The following is a 16,904-nucleotide window of genomic DNA, read 5'->3' on the forward strand; positions in this document are numbered from 1 at the left end:
GGCGATTCCCGACCCCTCACGAGATCTGCAGAGCCGCGTCAGACCATGCTCTTGGTGTGCCAGACCGTCTTCACCTCGGTGAAGGCGCCGATCCGCTCGGGAGAGGCGACGACCTCACCCGGAGTGAGCACACGCTTGAGGGTGTCGGCGGCCGCGATCTGCATGTCGACCCAGTCGAGGTCGCCGGCACCCGCGAGGTCGAGGGCGTTCACATCCTGGTGCGACGCCAGCCACGGGGCGACCTCCGCAGGCGAACCCGTCAGCACGTTGACGACGCCGCCCGGCACGTCACTCGTGGCCAGGACCTCGGCGAGGCTGATGGCCGAGAGCGGATGCCGTTCGCTGGCCACCACCACGACCGTGTTGCCCGCCACGAGCGCCGGAGCGACGACCGAGACCAGCCCCAGCAGCGCGGAATCCTGCGGCGCGATGATCGCGACGACGCCCGTCGGCTCCGGAACCGAGATGTTGAAGTACGGGCCCGAGACCGGGTTCGCGTTCCCCGCGACCTGGGCGTACTTGTCGCACCAGCCCGCGTACCAGACCCAGAGATCGATGGCGTCGTCCACCTGCGTGGCCGCGGCCGAGGACGAGAGTCCCTGCTGGGCGACGATCTCGTCGATGAACTGCGCACGCCGACCCTCGAGCACCTCGGCGACACGGTAGAGCACCTGTCCGCGGTTGTAGGCGGTCGCCCCGGACCAGCCCTTGACCGCGGCGCGCGCGGCCACCACGGCGTCACGGGCATCCTTGCGGGAACCCTTCGCGGCATTGGCGAGGAATTCGCCCTGGGGCGAGAGCACCTCGTACGTGCGACCTGACTCGCTGCGCGGGAAAGCCCCGCCGATCGCGAGCTTGTACGTCTTCGGGACGGTCAGACGCTTGCTCATGCTGCAGCTCCCTTGAGGTAGGCGGTGAGACCCTGACGTCCGCCCTCGCGGCCGTATCCGGACTCCTTGTAACCGCCGAACGGGCTCGACGGATCGAAGCGGTTGAACGTGTTGGCCCAGATCACCCCGGCGCGGAGCCGGTCGGCCACCGCGAGGATGCGGGATCCCTTGTCGGACCAGATGCCCGCCGACAGCCCGTAGGGCGTGTTGTTCGCCTTCGCCACGGCCTCGGCCGGTGTGCGGAAGGTGAGCACCGAGAGCACGGGACCGAAGACCTCGTCACGCGCGATGCGGTGCGACGCCTCGACTCCGGTGAAGATGGTCGGAGCGAACCAGAACCCCTGCTCGGGGATCGCGCAGTCGGCCGTCCAGCGCTCCGCACCTTCGGCCTCGCCGATGTCACTCAGCTCGCGGATGCGGGCCAGCTGGGCTGCGGAGTTGATCGCACCGATGTCGGTGTTCTTGTCGAGCGGGTCGCCGAGGCGCAGAGTCGACAGGCGCGCCTTGAGCCGGTCGACGACCTCATCGTGGATCGACTCCTGCACCAGCAGGCGGCTCCCTGCGCAGCAGACGTGGCCCTGGTTGAAGAAGATGCCGTTGACGATACCCTCGACGGCCTGGTCGATCGGAGCATCGTCGAACACGATGTTCGCGGCCTTGCCGCCCAGTTCCAGCGTCACCTTCTTGTTCGTCCCGGCCACGGCGCGCGCGATGTCGCGACCGACGCCGGTCGAGCCGGTGAAGGCGACCTTGTCCACATCGGGGTGACGCACGAGCGTCGAGCCCGTGGCTCCCGCGCCGGTGACGATGTTCACGACACCGGCCGGAAGGTCGGCCTGCTGCAGGATCTCGGCGAAGATCAGCGCCGTCAGCGGCGTGGTCTCGGCGGGCTTGAGCACGACCGTGTTGCCGGCGGCGAGAGCGGGCGCGATCTTCCACGCGAGCATGAGCAGCGGGAAGTTCCACGGGATGATCTGTCCGGCGACGCCGAGAGCGCGGGGGTTCGCGCCGAGCCCGGCGTGATCGAGCTTGTCCGCCCAGCCCGCGTAGTAGAAGAACCAGGAGGCGACGAGCGGCACGTCGACGTCACGGCTCTCCTTGATCGGCTTCCCGTTGTCGAGGCTCTCCGCGACGGCGAGCTCGCGAGCACGCTCCTGCACGAGGCGGGCGATGCGGAAGAGGTACTTGCCGCGGTCGCGGCCGCTCATCCGCGACCAGGTCTTCTCGTAGGCGCGACGCGCCGCCTTGACCGCACGGTCCACGTCGTCGTCACTCGCGGAGGCGATCTCCGCGATGTGCTTCTCGGTCGCAGGGGAGATGGTGTTGAAGGGCGTGCCCGACCCGTCGACGAACTCGCCGTCGATGAACAGCCCGTAGCTGTTCTTGAGGTTCAAGACCGCAGTGGACTCCGGTGCCGGAGCGTATTCCAGAAATGACATGTTCGTCTTCCCGTCAGTCGATCGTGACGTAGTCGGGGCCCGAGTAGTGGCCGGAGCTGAGCTTCTGACGCTGCAGGAGCACATCGTTGAGAAGGCTGGACGCACCGAAGCGGAACAGGTGCGGCTGCAGCCACTCCTCCCCCACGGTCTCGGCCACCGTGACGAGGTACTTCACCGCGTCCTTCGAGGAGCGGATGCCGCCGGCCGGCTTCACGCCGATCTTCTCACCCGTGCCGCGGTGCCAGTCGCGGACCGTCTCGAGCATCAGCAGCGTGGTCGGCAGGGTCGCCGCAGGCTGCACTTTTCCGGTCGACGTCTTGATGAAGTCGCCTCCCGCCAGGATGCCGAGCCAGGAGGCGCGCTTGATGTTGTCGTAGGTGTTCAGTTCACCGGTCTCGAGGATCACCTTGAGGGAGGCGGACGAACCGTCTTCGCGGCGGCAGGCTTCCTTCACCTGGGCGATCTGATCGAACACGAGGCCGTAGCGCCCGGAGAGGAAGGCTCCCCGATCGATGACCATGTCGATCTCGTCTGCGCCCGCGGCGACCGCCTCGGCGGTGTCGGCGAGCTTGATCGCGAGCGACGCACGGCCGCTCGGGAACGCTGTGGCCACTGCCGCGACCGAGATCAGACCGTCGTCGGGGTCGCCGTGCAGGCTGCCCAGGGCGGTGACCGCGTCGCCCACCATGTCGCCGTACACGCACACGGCCGCGACCCGAGGGGTCGAGGGGTCGGCGGCGTCCGGATTCTTCGCCTTCGCGACGAGCGATCGCACCTTGCCAGGAGTGTCCGCACCCTCGAGTGTGGTGAGGTCGATCAGCTTGATGATGGTGTCGAGGGCCCAGGCCTTCGACGTGGTCTTGATGGAGCGGGTGCCGAGGCCCGCAGCGCGCTGCTCCAGGCCGACCGCGTCGACACCGGGGAGCCCGTGCAGGAAGCGACGGAGGGTGGCATCGTCCGGCTCACCGCCGAGGACATCCACCGCCGTCCTGCGGCTGATTTCTGTGGTCGTCACTGTTCCTCCAACAATGCTCGTGCTGTGGTCTCATCGGTCACCAGTACACCGCACAGGCCACTGGTCACGACCGTACGTGCGATGTCGTGCTTGGCGGGGCCCGCCGTGACGAAGATCGCGTGGGCGGCTCCGCGCAGCCGGTCGAGCGACACGCCGACCGTCCGGGCGTCGAGCTGCGAGTCGACGATGTTGCCCTCGGCATCGACGTAGCGGCCGAGAACGTCACCGACCGCGCCGCGCCGCGCCAGCTCCTCGACCTCCTCGCCCGTGAGGTAGCCGTTCTCGACGTGGGCGGACGAGGCATCGCAAGGTCCCGCGGTGAACAGGAACGCCTGCGCCTCGGCAGCTTCTTCGAGAACTGCCGCGACCGTGCGGTCGGACTCGATGGCCTGTTTGGTCTCCACGCGCTCGAGGATCGCCGGGCTCGGCAGCAGCGACACCTGCCCGGAGGCGCGCTGGGCGATCGTCACTGCCAGCCCGGCCGCGCCGCCGGAGCGGCGGTTCAGGCTGACGCCGCCGTTGAGCTGCACGACGGTGACACCGTTGGCCCATCCGTCGGGGAGGGCTTCAGCGACGGCACGGAGCGTACGCCCCCAGCTCACGCCGAGGGTGCGCGGAACCGGACGCAGCGCGGTCAGGAAGTCGGCGGCAGCCTGCGCGACGCGCTCGAGCGTCCCGTCGTCGCCGTCCGGCGCGGGCACGACGACGGCATCGGTGAGGCCGAACCGCTCCACCAGCATCCGCTCCAGACCGAGCCGACGGGCACGCGGGTGCACGATCTCGATGCGCACGATGCCGCGGTCCTTGGCCTGGACCAGAAGTCGGCCGACCTTCCAGCGGGAGATCTTGAGGAGCCCGCCGATCTCGTCCTGGGTCTTGTCCTCGTCGTAGTAGAGCTCGGCGACGCGAACCATGAGCAGATCTTCTTCCACGGCATCCTCCTTCCTCACCCAGCGTAGGCCGGAAACTGCGTTCGCGCACGCAATTGCTCATATGAGCAGAACGCCCGCAGCGCGTGCACATTCGCCGGACACGGCGAAGGGGCGCCCGTCATGATGACGGACGCCCCTTCAGAACCGAACGGTCTCAGACCCGCTTGCGCGTGGTGAGCACCTGGTCGACGATGCCGTACTCCAGCGCCTGCGCGGCGGAGAGGATGTTGTCGCGATCGATGTCACGATTCACCTGCTCCGGGGTGCGCTTGGTGTGCCCGGCCAGGGTCTCCTCGAGCCAGGTCCGCATACGGAGGATCTCCGCGGCCTGGATCTCGATGTCCGAAGCCTGGCCGTGGCCGGCCTCGCCCATCGCGGGCTGGTGGATCAGCACTCGGGCGTTCGGCAGCGCGAGACGCTTGCCGGGTGCGCCGGCCGCGAGCAGCACGGCCGCGGCGGATGCCGCCTGGCCGAGCACGACGGTCTGGATCTGCGGCGCGACGTACTGCATCGTGTCGTAGATCGCCGTCATCGCGGTGAACGAACCACCGGGCGAGTTGATGTACATCGTGATGTCACGCTCGGAGTCCTGGCTCTCCAGGACGAGGAGCTGCGCCATCACGTCGTCGGCCGACGCGTCGTCGACCTGCACGCCGAGGAAGATCACGCGGTCTTCGAACAGCTTGTTGTACGGGTCCTGACGCTTGAACCCGTAGGCCGTGCGCTCCTCGAACTGCGGGAGCACGTAGCGGCTGGAGGGCAGGTCACCGGCAGCGCGGAAGGTGGGTGTGTACATGAGCGTCCTTTCGCTTTCCGTTACTCGGTGTCCTGGTCGGTTCCGCCGCCGCCGATGACGTCGGAGGCCGATTCGCGGATGTGGTCGACGAAGCCGTACTCGAGCGCTTCCTCGGCGGTGAACCAGCGGTCGCGGTCACCGTCGGCGTTGATCTGCTCGACAGACTTGCCGGTCTGCGCTGCGGTGATCTCGGCGAGGCGGTTCTTCATCGACATGATGAGCTGCGCCTGGGTCTGGATGTCACTCGACGTACCGCCGAAGCCACCGTGCGGCTGGTGCAGCAGCACCCGGGCGTTGGGCGTGATGTAGCGCTTGCCCTTGGTGCCCGCGGTCAGCAGCAGCTGGCCCATCGAGGCTGCCATTCCGATGCCGACGGTGACGATGTCGTTCGGCACGAACTGCATCGTGTCGTAGATCGCCATACCCGCGGTGATCGAGCCACCCGGCGAGTTCACGTAGAGGTAGATGTCTCGCTCGGAGTCCTCTGCGGCGAGAAGAAGGATCTTCGCGCAGATCTCGTTCGCGTTCTCGTCTCGCACCTCCGAGCCGAGCCAGATGATGCGGTCCTTCAGCAACCTGTCGAAGACGCTCGTTGCGAGGAGGGGTTCTGCAGCCATGTCAGCTCCTGATTCCGTGTTTCAGTGATTCGAATCTACCGGCGACAACGCAGCACTCAGGCCGTGTTCGCCGTCGGCATATCAGGTGTCGGTGCCGGCGATCTCGTGGGCGTAGGCCGTCATCGAGCGGTGGTACCGCGGGAGGTGCGGCACGAGGGCGAGCAACGCGACCGAGAGCCCCTGCGCCGGTCGCCCGGCACTCGCGAGGATGAGTGCGTGGACCGTCGCGACGGCGTCGCGATAGGGCCCATCAGCCGACAGCTCCTCCTCGGCACGGATGACGGCGAGAGCCTCGTCGTACTCCCCCAGGTTGCGCAGGGAGCTCGCCAGCTGGATCACGCACTGCGGGCGGTGCTCCTCGTCGAGACCGAGCTGCAGGGCGCGCCGGTACAGTTCCACGGCCTCGGCCGGCTTACCCGCAGAGTCGCGCGCACCCGCACGTTCGAACTCCGCGCGTGCGTCGTCCGATCCGCGCTCGGCGGCCAGGGCATCGATCCGCGCGATCGTGTCGTCGCCGACCTCTTCGCCCGTCGCGTCCTCCCACACCTCGTCGATGCGCTCATCCCACGTCTTCATCGCTGCTCCCTCCCTGGATGGAAAAGAGGGCGGATGCCGCAGCACCCGCCCTCTTCACTGGATCGTGTCCGATCACTCAGCCTTGTCGGCAGCCTTCTTGGCCGGAGCCTTCTTGGCGGCGGGCTTCTTGGCAGCCGGCTTCTTCTCGGCGGTCTCGTCCGCAGCGTCGGCTTCGGCCTTCTTGGCCGGAGCCTTCTTGGCGGGAGCCTTCTTGGCCGGAGCCTTCTTGGCCGGCTTCTCCTCGGCTTCCGCCTCGGTCTCGGCCTCGTCGTCCGTGACGATGAAGTCGGAGAGGTCGACGGCCTTGCCGTTGCTGTCGACGACCTTGACCTTGCCGAGCGCGATGGCGAGGGCCTTGTTCCGGGCCACCTCGCCGACGAGCGCGGGCAGCTGGTTCGAGGACTGCAGCGCCTCGACGAACTCCTGCGGAGCCATCCCGTACTGCGCGGCAGACTGGATCAGGTACTGGCTCAGCTCTTCCTGCGAGACCTGCACGTCGGCCTGCTCGGCGATCGTGTCGAGCAGCACCTGCGTGCGGAACTGCTTCTCGCTCGCCTCGGTGACCTCGGCGCGGTGCACGTCGTCCTCGAGACGGCCTTCGCCCTCGAGGTGGTTGTGCACCTCGTCCTCGATGAGCTGCGGCGGAACCGGGATCTCGATCTTCTCGAGCAGCGCCTCGACGAGCTTGTCGCGCGCGGCGGAACCCTGCGTGAAGACGCCCTGCTGTGCGACGCGCTCAGCCAGGCTCTCGCGGAGCTCCGCGATGGTGTCGAACTCGCTCGCGATCTGCGCGAAGTCGTCGTCGGCCTCGGGAAGCTCGCGCTCCTTGACGGCCTTGACGGACACGGAGACTTCGGCCTCGGAGCCGGCGTGGTCGCCGCCCACGAGAGCCGAGCGGAACGTGGTGTCCTCACCGGCGGTGAGCGACTCGATCGCGTCGTCGATGCCCTCGAGCAGCTCGCCGGAGCCGATCTCGTAGGAGACGCCCTCGGCGCGGTCGATCTCGGCGCCGTCGATCGTCGCGACGAGGTCGAGTTCGACGAAGTCGCCCTTCGCTGCCGGACGGTCGACCGGCACCAGCGTGCCGAAGCGCGCACGCATGTTGTCGAGCTCGGCATCCAGTGCGGCCTCGTCGGCCTCGACGGCGTCGACCGTCACGGTGATGTCGTCGTAGGCGGGCAGCTCGATGTCGGGGCGGACGTCCACCTCGATGTCGACGAGCAGGTCACCGGAGAAGTCCTTCTCGTTCGGCCACTGCGTGATGTCGGCGGCCGGACGGCCGACGACGCGCAGCTTGTGCTCGACCGTGGCGTCACGGAAGAACTTGTCCAGGCCCTCGTTCACCGCGTGCTCGATGACCGCACCGCGGCCGATGCGCTGATCGATGATGGGCGCCGGGACCTTGCCCTTGCGGAAGCCGGGGATCTGCACGTCCTGAGCGATGTGCTCGTAGGCGTGCGCGATGCTGGGCTTGAGGTCGTCCGGGGTGACCGTGATGGTGAGCTTGACCCGGGTCGGGGTCAGCTTCTCGACGGTGCTGTTCGCCATGCTGGTGTGTTCTCCTTGTGATTTCCGCGCGGTATCGCGGCTGTAAGGTCCGTGGGGCCGTGTCGGGGCGACAGGAGTTGAACCTGCGACCTCCCGCTCCCAAAGCGGGCGCTCTACCAAGCTGAGCTACGCCCCGGGGAATCCGCACGCAGATTCAGCCCCACCGAGTCTAACGGACGAGAGCACCCCCGACTGTCCGGTATGATCGATGAGTCCGGAGATGCGACTCCGGCCCGTCCCCGAGATTCCGCGGGGATCCGGGGCTGTAGCTTAGTGGTAAAGCCTTAGTCTTCCAAACTAATGATGCGGGTTCGATTCCCGTCAGCCCCTCCGGATCAGAAGGCCCCCATCGGAAACGGTGGGGGCCTTCTCGCATGCTCGGCGGTCGGTCCAATACTCTGAAAGCATCGACTCTCGCAGTCTCCGACCGGAAGGCACCATCGAATGGGCACGACGTGACCGCCCCGCTTCCGTCCGGCCTGGAGGCTTCGATCCCCCTGACACGCGGGCCCCACGAGCTGCCGGCGCGCTTCTCCTCGAGTCCGAATCCGACCGCGCGTCCCCGTGCTCGCCGACGCCCGCATCAAGGCCTCCTCATCGGCGTTCTCGGCGGCGCCGCGGTGATCGCCGCCCTCGGCATCACCCAGCTGTCCGCGAACCTCGGCTACGACGCTGCCGCGGACCGATTCGCCGACACCCTGCGGACCGCGACGGCGATCACGTCGGAAACCGCTCACACCCGAGACGTGCTGACCCGGGCGACGGATGCCGGCCACGTCATCCTGGACGCGGGCAGCGCACAGATCGCCGTGCCGGAGGAGACCGTCTCTGCACTGTCGACCGCCGTCGCCGAGGGGGAAGAAGCCGGAGCGGTCGCGGAGAAGCTCCTCGCCACCGCCTTGCCGTCCCCCGAAGAGAAGCCGGTCTGGTTCTGGGAGCTGTTCGGAGCGTCCGCGGCGCTCGTCGAGGACGAGAGCGCGCTCGACGAACTGGCGCAGGAGCTCGAAACCGCGTCCGAGAGCGCCGTCGAAGCAGAGGAGGCCGTTCAGGAGAGTGGCCTGGGCGTGCTCACCGCAGCCGGTGAGGCGGCAGCGGGTTTCGAGACGGCACACCCCTCAGCCCGCAACGATGCCGTGATCGCGCTCCGGAGCGCCGCCGCGGATGCGCTGGCGGCGACGACCGTCGATGACGACGCGGCGACCACCTATGTCGCATTGCAGGACGCCGGCGCGCAGGTCATCGCGACCGAGTCCGAAGAGATGGCGGAGAAGTCGGGGCCGTTGCGAGGTGCTCGCCTGGAGATCGAGGCCTTCGCCCGCTCACTCGCCCCCGGCGTGCTCCTCGAATTCGACTGGTCCCCCGTGGTCAACGGCGCGGGTTACAACGGCAGCATGGGCGGGTACACCACGTGGTGGTGGGATGACCCCGGCCGCGCCAACATCGAGCTGTCGAACTCGGTCGCCGAGCAGTGGCCGGCGGAGCGGAGCAAGGCACTGGTCGCGCACGAGGTCGGTCACGCGATCAGTGTCAAGTGCGAGGACATGTACGACGCGTCGACACAGGACAGCATCGAGAAATGGGCGACTGCGTGGGCCATCAGCATGGGATACACCGACGATGCCAACGGGGTCTGGGCCTACGGATACCCGCCCCAGGAGTACATCGACGCCGCCGCAGGCTGCCGCTGAGCCACGAAACAGACCCGGGAACGGAAGAAGCCGCCGTGATCGCTCACGGCGGCTTCTTCGATGTCAGCTCGAGGTCACTGTCCCCGACGCTCGCGCAGCTGCGTGAGTGCGTCGTCGAGAAGCTGGACGGCTTCCTCGTCGGTACGACGCTCCTTCACATACGCGAGGTGCGTCTTGTACGGCTCCGCCTTCGCGAGAGCAGGAGGGTTCTCCTTGTCACGCCCGGCCGGGAGACCCGACTGCGGGTGATCGATCGTCTCGGGGATCTCCTCTTCGGGGAGTCCCGCAGCGAAGTAGCGCACGGTCTCGTTGCCGAGTCCGTCCCAGTACGAGACCGCGATTCGGTCGGCGTGATAACCGTGATCCTGCTCGCCCATCGGGCCGGAGCCGACACGGGTGCCGCGGATGGCGTTTCCACCGGTAGCCATCAGATGACCTCGAATTTCGTGATGAGGCCCAGCGCGACGATGGCGACGAACCATGTCAATGCCAGGACGACGGTGAAGCGGTTCAGGTTCCGCTCCGCAAGACCGGAGGAGCCGACCGCAGAGGTCATGCCTCCACCGAACATGTCGGACAGTCCACCGCCCCGACCTTTGTGCAGGAGGATGAGGAGGGTCAGCAGAACGCTGGTGATGCCCAGCACGACCTGCAGGACGAACTCGAGAATTGCCACGAGAAAGAGCCTTTCGCTGGGGCCGGAACGCCCCCGTAACGGTCAAGTATACGGTGCAGCGGGGCCGCAGCCCCGCTGCACTCACACTCCGACGTGCTTCTCGAAGCGGATGATCGCTGCGAACTCGTCCACGACGAGGCTCGCCCCGCCGACCAGTGCGCCGTCCACATCGGGCTCGCGCATGAAGCTGGCGATGTTCGCCGCCTTCACGGAGCCGCCGTAGAGGATGCGCGTGCGCGCGGCTGCCTCGTCGCCCAGAACCTTCGCGACGACCGCACGCAGAGCGGCGCAGACATCCTGCGCCTGCTGCGGCGTCGCGGCCTGGCCGGAGCCGATCGCCCACACCGGCTCGTACGCCACCACGATGTCCGCCTTCGGGGACACGCCCTGAAGCGCGGCCTCGAGCTGCGACACCGGGACGGCGCTCGCACCGAACTTCTCCAGGTCGCCCGCGGTCTCACCGACGCAGATCACCGGCACGAGACCGTGCTTGAGCGATGCCTGCACCTTGGCCGCCACGACATCGTCGCCCTCGGCGTGGTATTCACGACGCTCCGAGTGGCCGATGATGACGTACTTCGCGTCGAGCTTCGCCAGGAAAGCACCGGAGACCTCACCGGTGTACGCACCGGAGTCGTGTGCCGACACATCCTGCGCACCGAGCGCGAACGGGATCTTGTCCGCGTCGATGAGCGTCTGCACGCTGCGGATGTCGGTGAACGGCGGGAAGACCGCGACCTCGACGGATCCGTCTTCGTGCTTGGCATCCTTCAGCGTCCAGTGCAGCTTCTGCACGAACGCGACCGCCTGAAGGTGGTCGAGATTCATCTTCCAGTTTCCCGCGATCAGCGGGGTACGGGAGTTCACACCCATCCGAGGACCTCCAGCCCAGGTAGTTTCTTGCCCTCGAGGAACTCGAGGCTCGCGCCGCCGCCGGTCGAGATGTGACCGAACTGGTCGTCGGTGAATCCGAGCTGACGGACGGCCGCGGCGGAATCGCCGCCACCGACGACACTGAGGCCGTCGACCTCGGTGAGCGCCTGCGCGACGGTCTTGGTGCCGGCCGCGAACGCCGGGAACTCGAACACGCCCATCGGGCCGTTCCAGAACACGGTCTTCGATTCGCGGATGACGTCGGCGAAGCGTGCTGCCGTCTCCGGACCGATGTCGAGTCCGATGCCGGAGGCACCGAACGGCGTCGACTCGATCGCGTCCGCCGCGGCGACTTCGTGCGCGGCGTCCGCGCCGAACGATGCGGCGACGACGACATCGGTGGGGAGCACGAGCTCGACACCGCGTTCGGCCGCCTCAGCGATGTAGCCGCGAACCGTCTCGAGCTGATCCTCTTCCAGCAGGCTCGAAGCCACAGCGTGCCCCTGCGCCTTCAGGAAGGTGAAGAGCATTCCGCCACCGACGAGAATCCTGTCGACGCGCGGCAGCAGGTGCGAGATGACGCCGAGCTTGTCGCTGACCTTCGACCCGCCGAGCACGACCGCGTACGGGCGCTCGGGGTTCTCAGTCAGACGGTCGAGCACGTCGAGCTCGGCCGCGATCAGCAGTCCGGCCGCAGACGGGAGCAGTTCGGCGAGCTCGTAGACGCTCGCCTGCTTGCGGTGCACGACTCCGAACCCGTCGGAGACGAGCACGTCACCGAGCTCGGCGAGCTCAGCCGCGAAGGCTCCGCGCGCGGCGTCGTCCTTCGCGGTCTCCCCCGGGTTGAACCGCAGGTTCTCGATGACGACGACCCCGCCGTCCTCGAGCGAGGCGACGGCCTCCTTCGCCGACTCGCCGACCGTGTCGCGTGCGAACGCGACCGGAGCGCCGAGCAGCTCGGACAGCCGCTGAGCCACCGGCTCCAGGCTGTACTGCGGGTCGGGCGCGCCATCCGGCCGTCCGAGGTGAGAGCACACGACGACGCGGGCGCCCGCGTTGATGAGTGCATTGAGGGTCGGCAGCGAGGCGCGGACACGGCCATCGTCCGTGATGATCCCGTCCCGGAGCGGGACGTTGAGATCACAACGGACGATGACGCGCTTGCCCTCGAGCGACCCCAGTGTGTCCAGGGTGCGCAGAGTCATGTTCCTGAGCTTAGAGGCGCTCGGCCACGTACTCGGTCAGGTCGACGAGACGGTTGGAGTAGCCCCACTCGTTGTCGTACCAGCTCGAGACCTTGATCAGGTTGCCGCTCACGTTGGTGAGCGTCGAGTCGAAGATCGACGAGTGCGGGTTGTGCACGATGTCGCTCGACACGATCGGGTCCTCGTTGTACTGGAGGTAGCCGGCGAGGCGACCCTCGGCAGCAGCCTTCTTGTACGCCTCGTTGACCTCGTCGACCGTGAGGTTCTCACGGTCGGTGATGAGGGTGAGGTCGACGATCGAACCGGTGGGAACCGGAACGCGGTACGACGAGCCGCTGAGCTTGCCCTGGAGCTCCGGGAGCACCTCGCCGATGGCCTTGGCAGCACCGGTGGAAGCCGGGGTGATGTTGATCGCGGCGGCGCGTGCACGACGGAGGTCGCTGTGCGGGCCGTCCTGCAGGTTCTGGTCGGCGGTGTACGCGTGCGCGGTCATCATGAAGCCGCGGTCGATGCCGAACGCGTCGTTGAAGACCTGCGCGAGCGGTGCGAGGCAGTTCGTGGTGCACGACGCGTTGGAGATGATGTGATCCGTCTCCGGGTTGTACGTGTCCTCGTTCACGCCCATGACGAACGTGCCGTCGACACCGGTGCCCGGAGCCGAGATGAGGACCTTCTTCGCGCCGGCCTCGATGTGCTTCTTGGCGAGCTCGGCCTTGGTGAAGAAGCCGGTCGACTCGATGACGATGTCCACACCCAGCTCACCCCACGGGAGACCGGCGGGGTCGCGCTCGGCGAAGGCCTTGATGACCTTGCCGTTGACGGTGATGCTCTCGTCGTCGTAGCTGATCTCGGCGTCGAGGACGCCGCCCACCGAGTCGTACTTCAGCAGGTGCGCCAGGGTCTTGTTGTCGGTGAGGTCGTTGACGGCGACGATCTCAAGGTCCGCTCCCTGCGCGAGAGCCGCGCGGAAGTAGTTGCGTCCGATGCGGCCGAAGCCGTTGATACCGATCTTGACAGACACTCAGGTCTCCCTGTTTCTCGTGCGCTGCACACAGCTTTCCAGCATGTATGAAGCGCGGGGTTTTTTGGCTGAGAGGGCGTCCCGACGAGCCGTGGCCCGTCGGGACGCGACCCGATTACGACAGTACCAGCAGGCCGTTCGTCTGCTTGCGGGCGACCTCGAGGCGCTGGGCGACGTTCTCCCAGTTCGCGATGTTCCACGCGGCCTTGACGTAGTCCGCCTTGACGTTCAGGTAGTCGAGGTAGAACGCGTGCTCCCACATGTCGAGCTGGAACAGCGGGATGGTGCCCTGCGCCGTGTTCGACTGCTGGTCGAACAGCTGCTGGATGATCAGGCGCGAGCCGATCGAGTCCCAGCTGAGCACGGCCCAGCCGGAGCCCTGGATGCCGGTCGCCGCCGCGGTGAAGTGCGCCTGGAACTTCTCGAACGAGCCGAAGTACTCATCGATGGCCGCCTTCAGCTCGCCCTCGGGCTGGCCTCCGCCGTTCGGCGACAGGTTCGTCCAGAAGATCGAGTGGTTGACGTGGCCGCCGAGGTTGAAGGCGAGGTCCTTCTCGAGCTTGTTGACGTTCGCGAGGTTGCCGCTCTCGCGGGCTTCTGCGAGCTGGTCGAGCGCGGTGTTCGCGCCCGCGACGTACGTCGCGTGGTGCTTGTCATGGTGCAGTTCCATGATCTTGCCGCTGATGTGCGGCTCGAGGGCTGCGAAGTCGTAGGGAAGGTCGGGGAGCGTGTAAGTCGCCATATCGCTTTCATCCAATCCGCGCCGCGCCGCGGCGCTTGCCGATCCTCCGCGCCGCCGATGTGCGGCGTAGAGCGGACATCTTTCATCCTACTGACGACAACGCGGGTGCGCCCCGGAACCTTCCGCCATATGACGGTTCGGACCGGTCGACCCGGATCAGGCGTTCAGCCCCATCTGCGGGATGCCGAGGGCGAACGGACTGAGCACGAGCTTGCGACGGTCGACGTACATCAGCGAGTCTTGTCGGAGCGCCGCCGGATTCGGCGCCCCCGTAGCCACGACCTGCTCCAGGAGTGCGCCCGCGGCGATGGATGCGTTCTCGGGGGTGGCGGGGAACGAGATCCGCTCTGCGTGCGCCTTCCCGCCCACCGGCATCACATGTATGTTCCCGGTCCCCGCCTTGAACGCGATGCTCAGCGAGGTCTTGCGACGCGCCGCCCAACGGTCGGCCCTGGCGAGGGCGTCATGTGCCGGATCGGCGTACCAGACGTGCAGTTGCGCCTCGGAACGCCCGTCCCCCAGCGCGGCCGTCGCCTCGCACAGCGTGACGAGTGTCCGGGTCAGGACCGGAGCCAGCGCGTCGAAATCGTCGACGACCCGCTCCCCCGGCAGGTAGCTGCCGTCGGGGAGGAGGCCGATGTCATCCGCGCGCCACCGGTAGGGAAGAGCAGAGTCGGGCAGGGACTCGAAGTTCCGATACTCCTCGTCAGCGATGGCATCCGTGTGCGCGACGAGGATCTGCGCACCGCCACTGCTCGACGGACGGACGGAGATCTGCCGCGCACCGTCGTACCAGCGGACGAAAGGCCCCTCGGTGATCGTGGGAGCGACGCCGAGGACCGTGATCGCATCACGGATCGTCTCCGCGAACGGCGTCTCGACCGTCGCCTCACCGAACTCTGCACTGCGCCAGCCGAAGACACTCATGCAGGGATTCTCTCAGACGTCGAGTCCCACGGGCACGGCGGCCTCGGTGCCCGGAATACCCTCCTGCTGAGCGCGCTTGTCGGCCATCGCCAGCAGGCGGCGGATGCGGCCAGCGACGGCATCCTTCGTCAGCGGCGGGTCGGCGTGATGGCCGAGCTCGTCGAGGCTGGCATCCCGGTGAGCCAGACGCAGCTCTCCGGCGACCTTCAGATGATCGGGTACCTCGTCGGCCAGGATCTCGAGTGCGCGCTCCACACGCGCGCAGGCGGCGACCGCGGCCTGCGCCGAGCGGCGCAGGTTCGCGTCGTCGAAGTTCACGAGGCGGTTGACCCCGGCCCGGACCTCGCGGCGCTGACGGAGTTCTTCCCACGCGATGGCGGTCTTCTGCGCGCCCATCTCGTTGAGGATGGTGCGGATCGCCTCCCCTTCGCGCACGACGACACGCGGCATGCCGCGGACCTCGCGAGCCTTGGCGGCCACGCCGAGCCGGTGCGCGGCACCGACGAGGGCCATCGCCGCTTCCGACGACGGGCAGACGACCTCGAGCATGGCCGAACGGCCCGGCTCGCTCAGGGTGCCGGCGGCGAGGAACGCTCCGCGCCACAGGCCGGCGACCTCGGCCCGAGAACCGGTCGTGAGGCGGTTCGGGAGCCCACGCACGGGACGCCGCCGCTGGTCGAGGAGCCCCGTCTGACGGGCGAGCGTCTCGCCCTGGGCGATCACCCGCACGGCCCACCGGGCACCGTCGTTCGCGGTGCTCGACTGCACCTGCGCGATCTCGGGACGCACGCCGTAGATCTCGGCGAGGTCACGTGCGACGCGGCGCGCGAGAGTCTCGGCGTCCACCTCGGCCTCCACGGCCACGCGGCCGGCGATCGAATGCAGACCACCGGCGAACCGGAGGATCGCGGTGACTTCCGCAACTCGCACCGTCGGGGGTGCATTGCGGATGCTGACCAGCTCGGCCTTGACGTCGGTGGTTAGTGCCACGACACTCCTTCACGTTCACGCGCCGGGTCGCGGCGCAAACGTCCAGCTTACTCGGCCGGGCGGACCGCTATTCTCGGCCGAGGTCTCGGTGGCGGACGTTGACGGCGACGCCGGGGATCGCGGACAGCCTGCGCGCGAGCTCCTCCGACATCGCGACCGAACGGTGCTTTCCCCCCGTGCAACCGATCGCGATCGTGGAGTGGCTCTTGTTCTCGCGCTGGTACCCCTCGAGGACAGGCACGAGGGCCGTCGAGTAGGCGTCCAGGAACTCCATCGCACCCGGCCGCGAGAGGACGTACTCACGGACCGTCTCGTCCTGGCCGGTCAGGCCGCGGAGTTCTTCGTTCCAGAACGGGTTGGGCAGGAATCTCATGTCGGCGACGATGTCGACGTCGGTCGGCAGGCCGTACTTGAATCCGAAGCTGAGGAGCGTCACGCGGTGGCGCGCCGCGCCCTCCTCCGAGAAGATGTCCGAAACCTGCGTCGCCAGTTGATGGATGTTGAGCCGCGAGGTGTCGATGACCAGGTCGGCCGCCTCACGGATCGGTGCGAGTCTGGTGCGCTCGATGCGGATCCCGTCGAGGAGCGTCCCATCCCCCTGGAGCGGATGCGGCCGTCGGACGGACTCGAAGCGCCGCACGAGGACGTCGTCGGAGGCGTCGAGGAACAGGACGCGGACAGACCCTCGAGACCGGAGAGCGCGCGCGACGCCGGGGAAGTCGTCAAAGAGGTTGCGTCCCCGGACATCGACCACGGCGGCGACCTTGGGAAGCGCATTGCCACCCATATCGGTCAGATCCAGCAGCGGCCGGAGGATCTGGGGCGGGAGGTTGTCGACGACGTACCAGCCGAGATCCTCCAGCGCATTCGCCACCGTGGTCCGACCCGCGCCGGACATTCCCGTGACGATGAGGAACTCGCCCTTTTCCTCGTCAGACATTGCTCAGTGCTCCCTCTCCCCCTCGGCCT

Annotated in this window: 18 protein-coding genes and 2 tRNA genes; 2 read left to right on the forward strand and 18 right to left on the reverse strand. The window is 67.7% G+C overall.

What is annotated here, in order from left to right; translation table 11 throughout:
- Window positions 1-38 precede the first annotated feature (38 nt).
- From OC372_RS05335 to OC372_RS05375, 9 genes are all read right to left on the reverse strand, one after another.
- Window positions 39-890, reverse strand: a complete 852-nt coding sequence (locus tag OC372_RS05335; RefSeq protein WP_262001122.1) for an aldehyde dehydrogenase family protein — start codon at window positions 888-890, stop codon at window positions 39-41.
- Window positions 887-2,329 (reverse strand): aldehyde dehydrogenase family protein, encoded by a 1,443-nt coding sequence (locus OC372_RS05340; protein WP_262001123.1) that lies wholly within the window; start codon window positions 2,327-2,329, stop codon window positions 887-889. Before OC372_RS05340 ends, OC372_RS05335 begins: the two co-directional genes overlap by 4 nt.
- 13 nt (window positions 2,330-2,342) lie before the next feature.
- Window positions 2,343-3,344 (reverse strand): deoxyribose-phosphate aldolase, encoded by a 1,002-nt coding sequence (gene deoC, locus OC372_RS05345; protein WP_262001124.1) that lies wholly within the window; start codon window positions 3,342-3,344, stop codon window positions 2,343-2,345.
- Window positions 3,341-4,276 (reverse strand): sugar-binding transcriptional regulator, encoded by a 936-nt coding sequence (locus tag OC372_RS05350; RefSeq protein ID WP_029261628.1) that lies wholly within the window; start codon window positions 4,274-4,276, stop codon window positions 3,341-3,343. The genes deoC and OC372_RS05350 overlap by 4 nt, the downstream gene beginning before the upstream one ends.
- Window positions 4,277-4,430: 154 nt before the next feature.
- Complete coding sequence (locus tag OC372_RS05355) at window positions 4,431-5,072, reverse strand: ATP-dependent Clp protease proteolytic subunit (RefSeq protein ID WP_029261627.1); 642 nt, start codon at window positions 5,070-5,072, stop codon at window positions 4,431-4,433.
- Window positions 5,073-5,092: 20 nt separating this feature from the next.
- Window positions 5,093-5,689: an ATP-dependent Clp protease proteolytic subunit gene (locus OC372_RS05360; protein ID WP_017830295.1), complete on the reverse strand. Its 597-nt coding sequence runs from the start codon at window positions 5,687-5,689 to the stop codon at window positions 5,093-5,095.
- 81 nt (window positions 5,690-5,770) lie between these two features.
- On the reverse strand, window positions 5,771-6,265 hold the full coding sequence (locus tag OC372_RS05365) for a tetratricopeptide repeat protein (RefSeq protein ID WP_262001125.1): 495 nt from the start codon (window positions 6,263-6,265) through the stop codon (window positions 5,771-5,773).
- A 72-nt stretch (window positions 6,266-6,337) separates the two neighbouring features.
- A complete protein-coding gene (gene tig, locus OC372_RS05370) occupies window positions 6,338-7,813 on the reverse strand; it encodes a trigger factor (RefSeq protein WP_262001126.1) in 1,476 nt (491 codons plus the stop codon).
- A gap of 62 nt (window positions 7,814-7,875) precedes the next feature.
- Window positions 7,876-7,949 (reverse strand) — tRNA-Pro (locus OC372_RS05375).
- Window positions 7,950-8,072: 123 nt separating this feature from the next.
- On the opposite strand from OC372_RS05375, the gene OC372_RS05380 reads away from it, so the two are divergent.
- Together OC372_RS05380 and OC372_RS05385 are read left to right on the forward strand one after the other, a co-directional pair.
- A tRNA-Gly gene (locus OC372_RS05380) sits at window positions 8,073-8,143 on the forward strand.
- A 125-nt stretch (window positions 8,144-8,268) separates the two neighbouring features.
- The gene (locus OC372_RS05385) at window positions 8,269-9,501 is read left to right on the forward strand and encodes a hypothetical protein (RefSeq protein ID WP_262001127.1); all 1,233 of its coding nucleotides are present in this window, start codon (window positions 8,269-8,271) and stop codon (window positions 9,499-9,501) included.
- Between the two features lie 74 nt (window positions 9,502-9,575).
- Here OC372_RS05385 and OC372_RS05390 read toward each other — a convergent pair whose 3' ends face one another.
- From OC372_RS05390 to rapZ, 9 genes are all read right to left on the reverse strand, one after another.
- Window positions 9,576-9,929, reverse strand: coding sequence for an RNA polymerase-binding protein RbpA (locus OC372_RS05390; RefSeq protein ID WP_017830291.1), 354 nt, complete (start codon window positions 9,927-9,929; stop codon window positions 9,576-9,578).
- A complete protein-coding gene (gene secG, locus OC372_RS05395; RefSeq protein WP_029261623.1) occupies window positions 9,929-10,177 on the reverse strand; it encodes a preprotein translocase subunit SecG in 249 nt (82 codons plus the stop codon). The genes OC372_RS05390 and secG overlap by 1 nt, the downstream gene beginning before the upstream one ends.
- Before the next feature lie 81 nt (window positions 10,178-10,258).
- Window positions 10,259-11,050, reverse strand: coding sequence for a triose-phosphate isomerase (gene tpiA, locus OC372_RS05400; RefSeq protein ID WP_167633366.1), 792 nt, complete (start codon window positions 11,048-11,050; stop codon window positions 10,259-10,261).
- The gene (locus OC372_RS05405) at window positions 11,041-12,255 is read right to left on the reverse strand and encodes a phosphoglycerate kinase (RefSeq protein WP_029261621.1); all 1,215 of its coding nucleotides are present in this window, start codon (window positions 12,253-12,255) and stop codon (window positions 11,041-11,043) included. The genes tpiA and OC372_RS05405 overlap by 10 nt, the downstream gene beginning before the upstream one ends.
- 10 nt (window positions 12,256-12,265) lie before the next feature.
- On the reverse strand, window positions 12,266-13,276 hold the full coding sequence (gene gap / locus OC372_RS05410) for a type I glyceraldehyde-3-phosphate dehydrogenase (protein ID WP_105710159.1): 1,011 nt from the start codon (window positions 13,274-13,276) through the stop codon (window positions 12,266-12,268).
- A 115-nt stretch (window positions 13,277-13,391) separates the two neighbouring features.
- Entirely contained in the window at window positions 13,392-14,018 is a 627-nt protein-coding gene (locus OC372_RS05415) for a superoxide dismutase (protein WP_029261619.1), read from the reverse strand.
- Window positions 14,019-14,174: 156 nt separating this feature from the next.
- A complete protein-coding gene (locus tag OC372_RS05420; protein WP_262001128.1) occupies window positions 14,175-14,945 on the reverse strand; it encodes a hypothetical protein in 771 nt (256 codons plus the stop codon).
- 12 nt (window positions 14,946-14,957) lie between these two features.
- Window positions 14,958-15,935, reverse strand: coding sequence for a DNA-binding protein WhiA (whiA, locus tag OC372_RS05425; protein ID WP_017202788.1), 978 nt, complete (start codon window positions 15,933-15,935; stop codon window positions 14,958-14,960).
- 67 nt (window positions 15,936-16,002) lie between these two features.
- Entirely contained in the window at window positions 16,003-16,875 is an 873-nt protein-coding gene (gene rapZ, locus OC372_RS05430; protein WP_091037165.1) for an RNase adapter RapZ, read from the reverse strand.
- Window positions 16,876-16,904: the final 29 nt, after the last annotated feature.

The sequence above is a fragment of the Microbacterium sp. Mcb102 genome (genome assembly GCF_024519805.1).
Lineage (GTDB): Bacteria > Actinomycetota > Actinomycetes > Actinomycetales > Microbacteriaceae > Microbacterium.

Excerpts from the sequence above, each read along its gene's own strand:
- OC372_RS05340 (WP_262001123.1), bottom strand. The coding sequence starts at position 2,329 with ATGTCATTTCTGGAATACGCTCCGGCACCGGAGTCCACTGCGGTCTTG.
- OC372_RS05355 (WP_029261627.1), bottom strand. The coding sequence starts at position 5,072 with ATGTACACACCCACCTTCCGCGCTGCCGGTGACCTGCCCTCCAGCCGC.
- tig (WP_262001126.1), bottom strand. The coding sequence starts at position 7,813 with ATGGCGAACAGCACCGTCGAGAAGCTGACCCCGACCCGGGTCAAGCTC.
- OC372_RS05415 (WP_029261619.1), bottom strand. The coding sequence starts at position 14,018 with ATGGCGACTTACACGCTCCCCGACCTTCCCTACGACTTCGCAGCCCTC.
- OC372_RS05360 (WP_017830295.1), bottom strand. The coding sequence starts at position 5,689 with ATGGCTGCAGAACCCCTCCTCGCAACGAGCGTCTTCGACAGGTTGCTG.
- tpiA (WP_167633366.1), bottom strand. The coding sequence starts at position 11,050 with ATGGGTGTGAACTCCCGTACCCCGCTGATCGCGGGAAACTGGAAGATG.
- OC372_RS05420 (WP_262001128.1), bottom strand. The coding sequence starts at position 14,945 with ATGAGTGTCTTCGGCTGGCGCAGTGCAGAGTTCGGTGAGGCGACGGTC.
- OC372_RS05335 (WP_262001122.1), bottom strand. The coding sequence starts at position 890 with ATGAGCAAGCGTCTGACCGTCCCGAAGACGTACAAGCTCGCGATCGGC.
- OC372_RS05405 (WP_029261621.1), bottom strand. The coding sequence starts at position 12,255 with ATGACTCTGCGCACCCTGGACACACTGGGGTCGCTCGAGGGCAAGCGC.
- OC372_RS05390 (WP_017830291.1), bottom strand. The coding sequence starts at position 9,929 with ATGGCTACCGGTGGAAACGCCATCCGCGGCACCCGTGTCGGCTCCGGC.
- rapZ (WP_091037165.1), bottom strand. The coding sequence starts at position 16,875 with ATGTCTGACGAGGAAAAGGGCGAGTTCCTCATCGTCACGGGAATGTCC.
- OC372_RS05365 (WP_262001125.1), bottom strand. The coding sequence starts at position 6,265 with ATGAAGACGTGGGATGAGCGCATCGACGAGGTGTGGGAGGACGCGACG.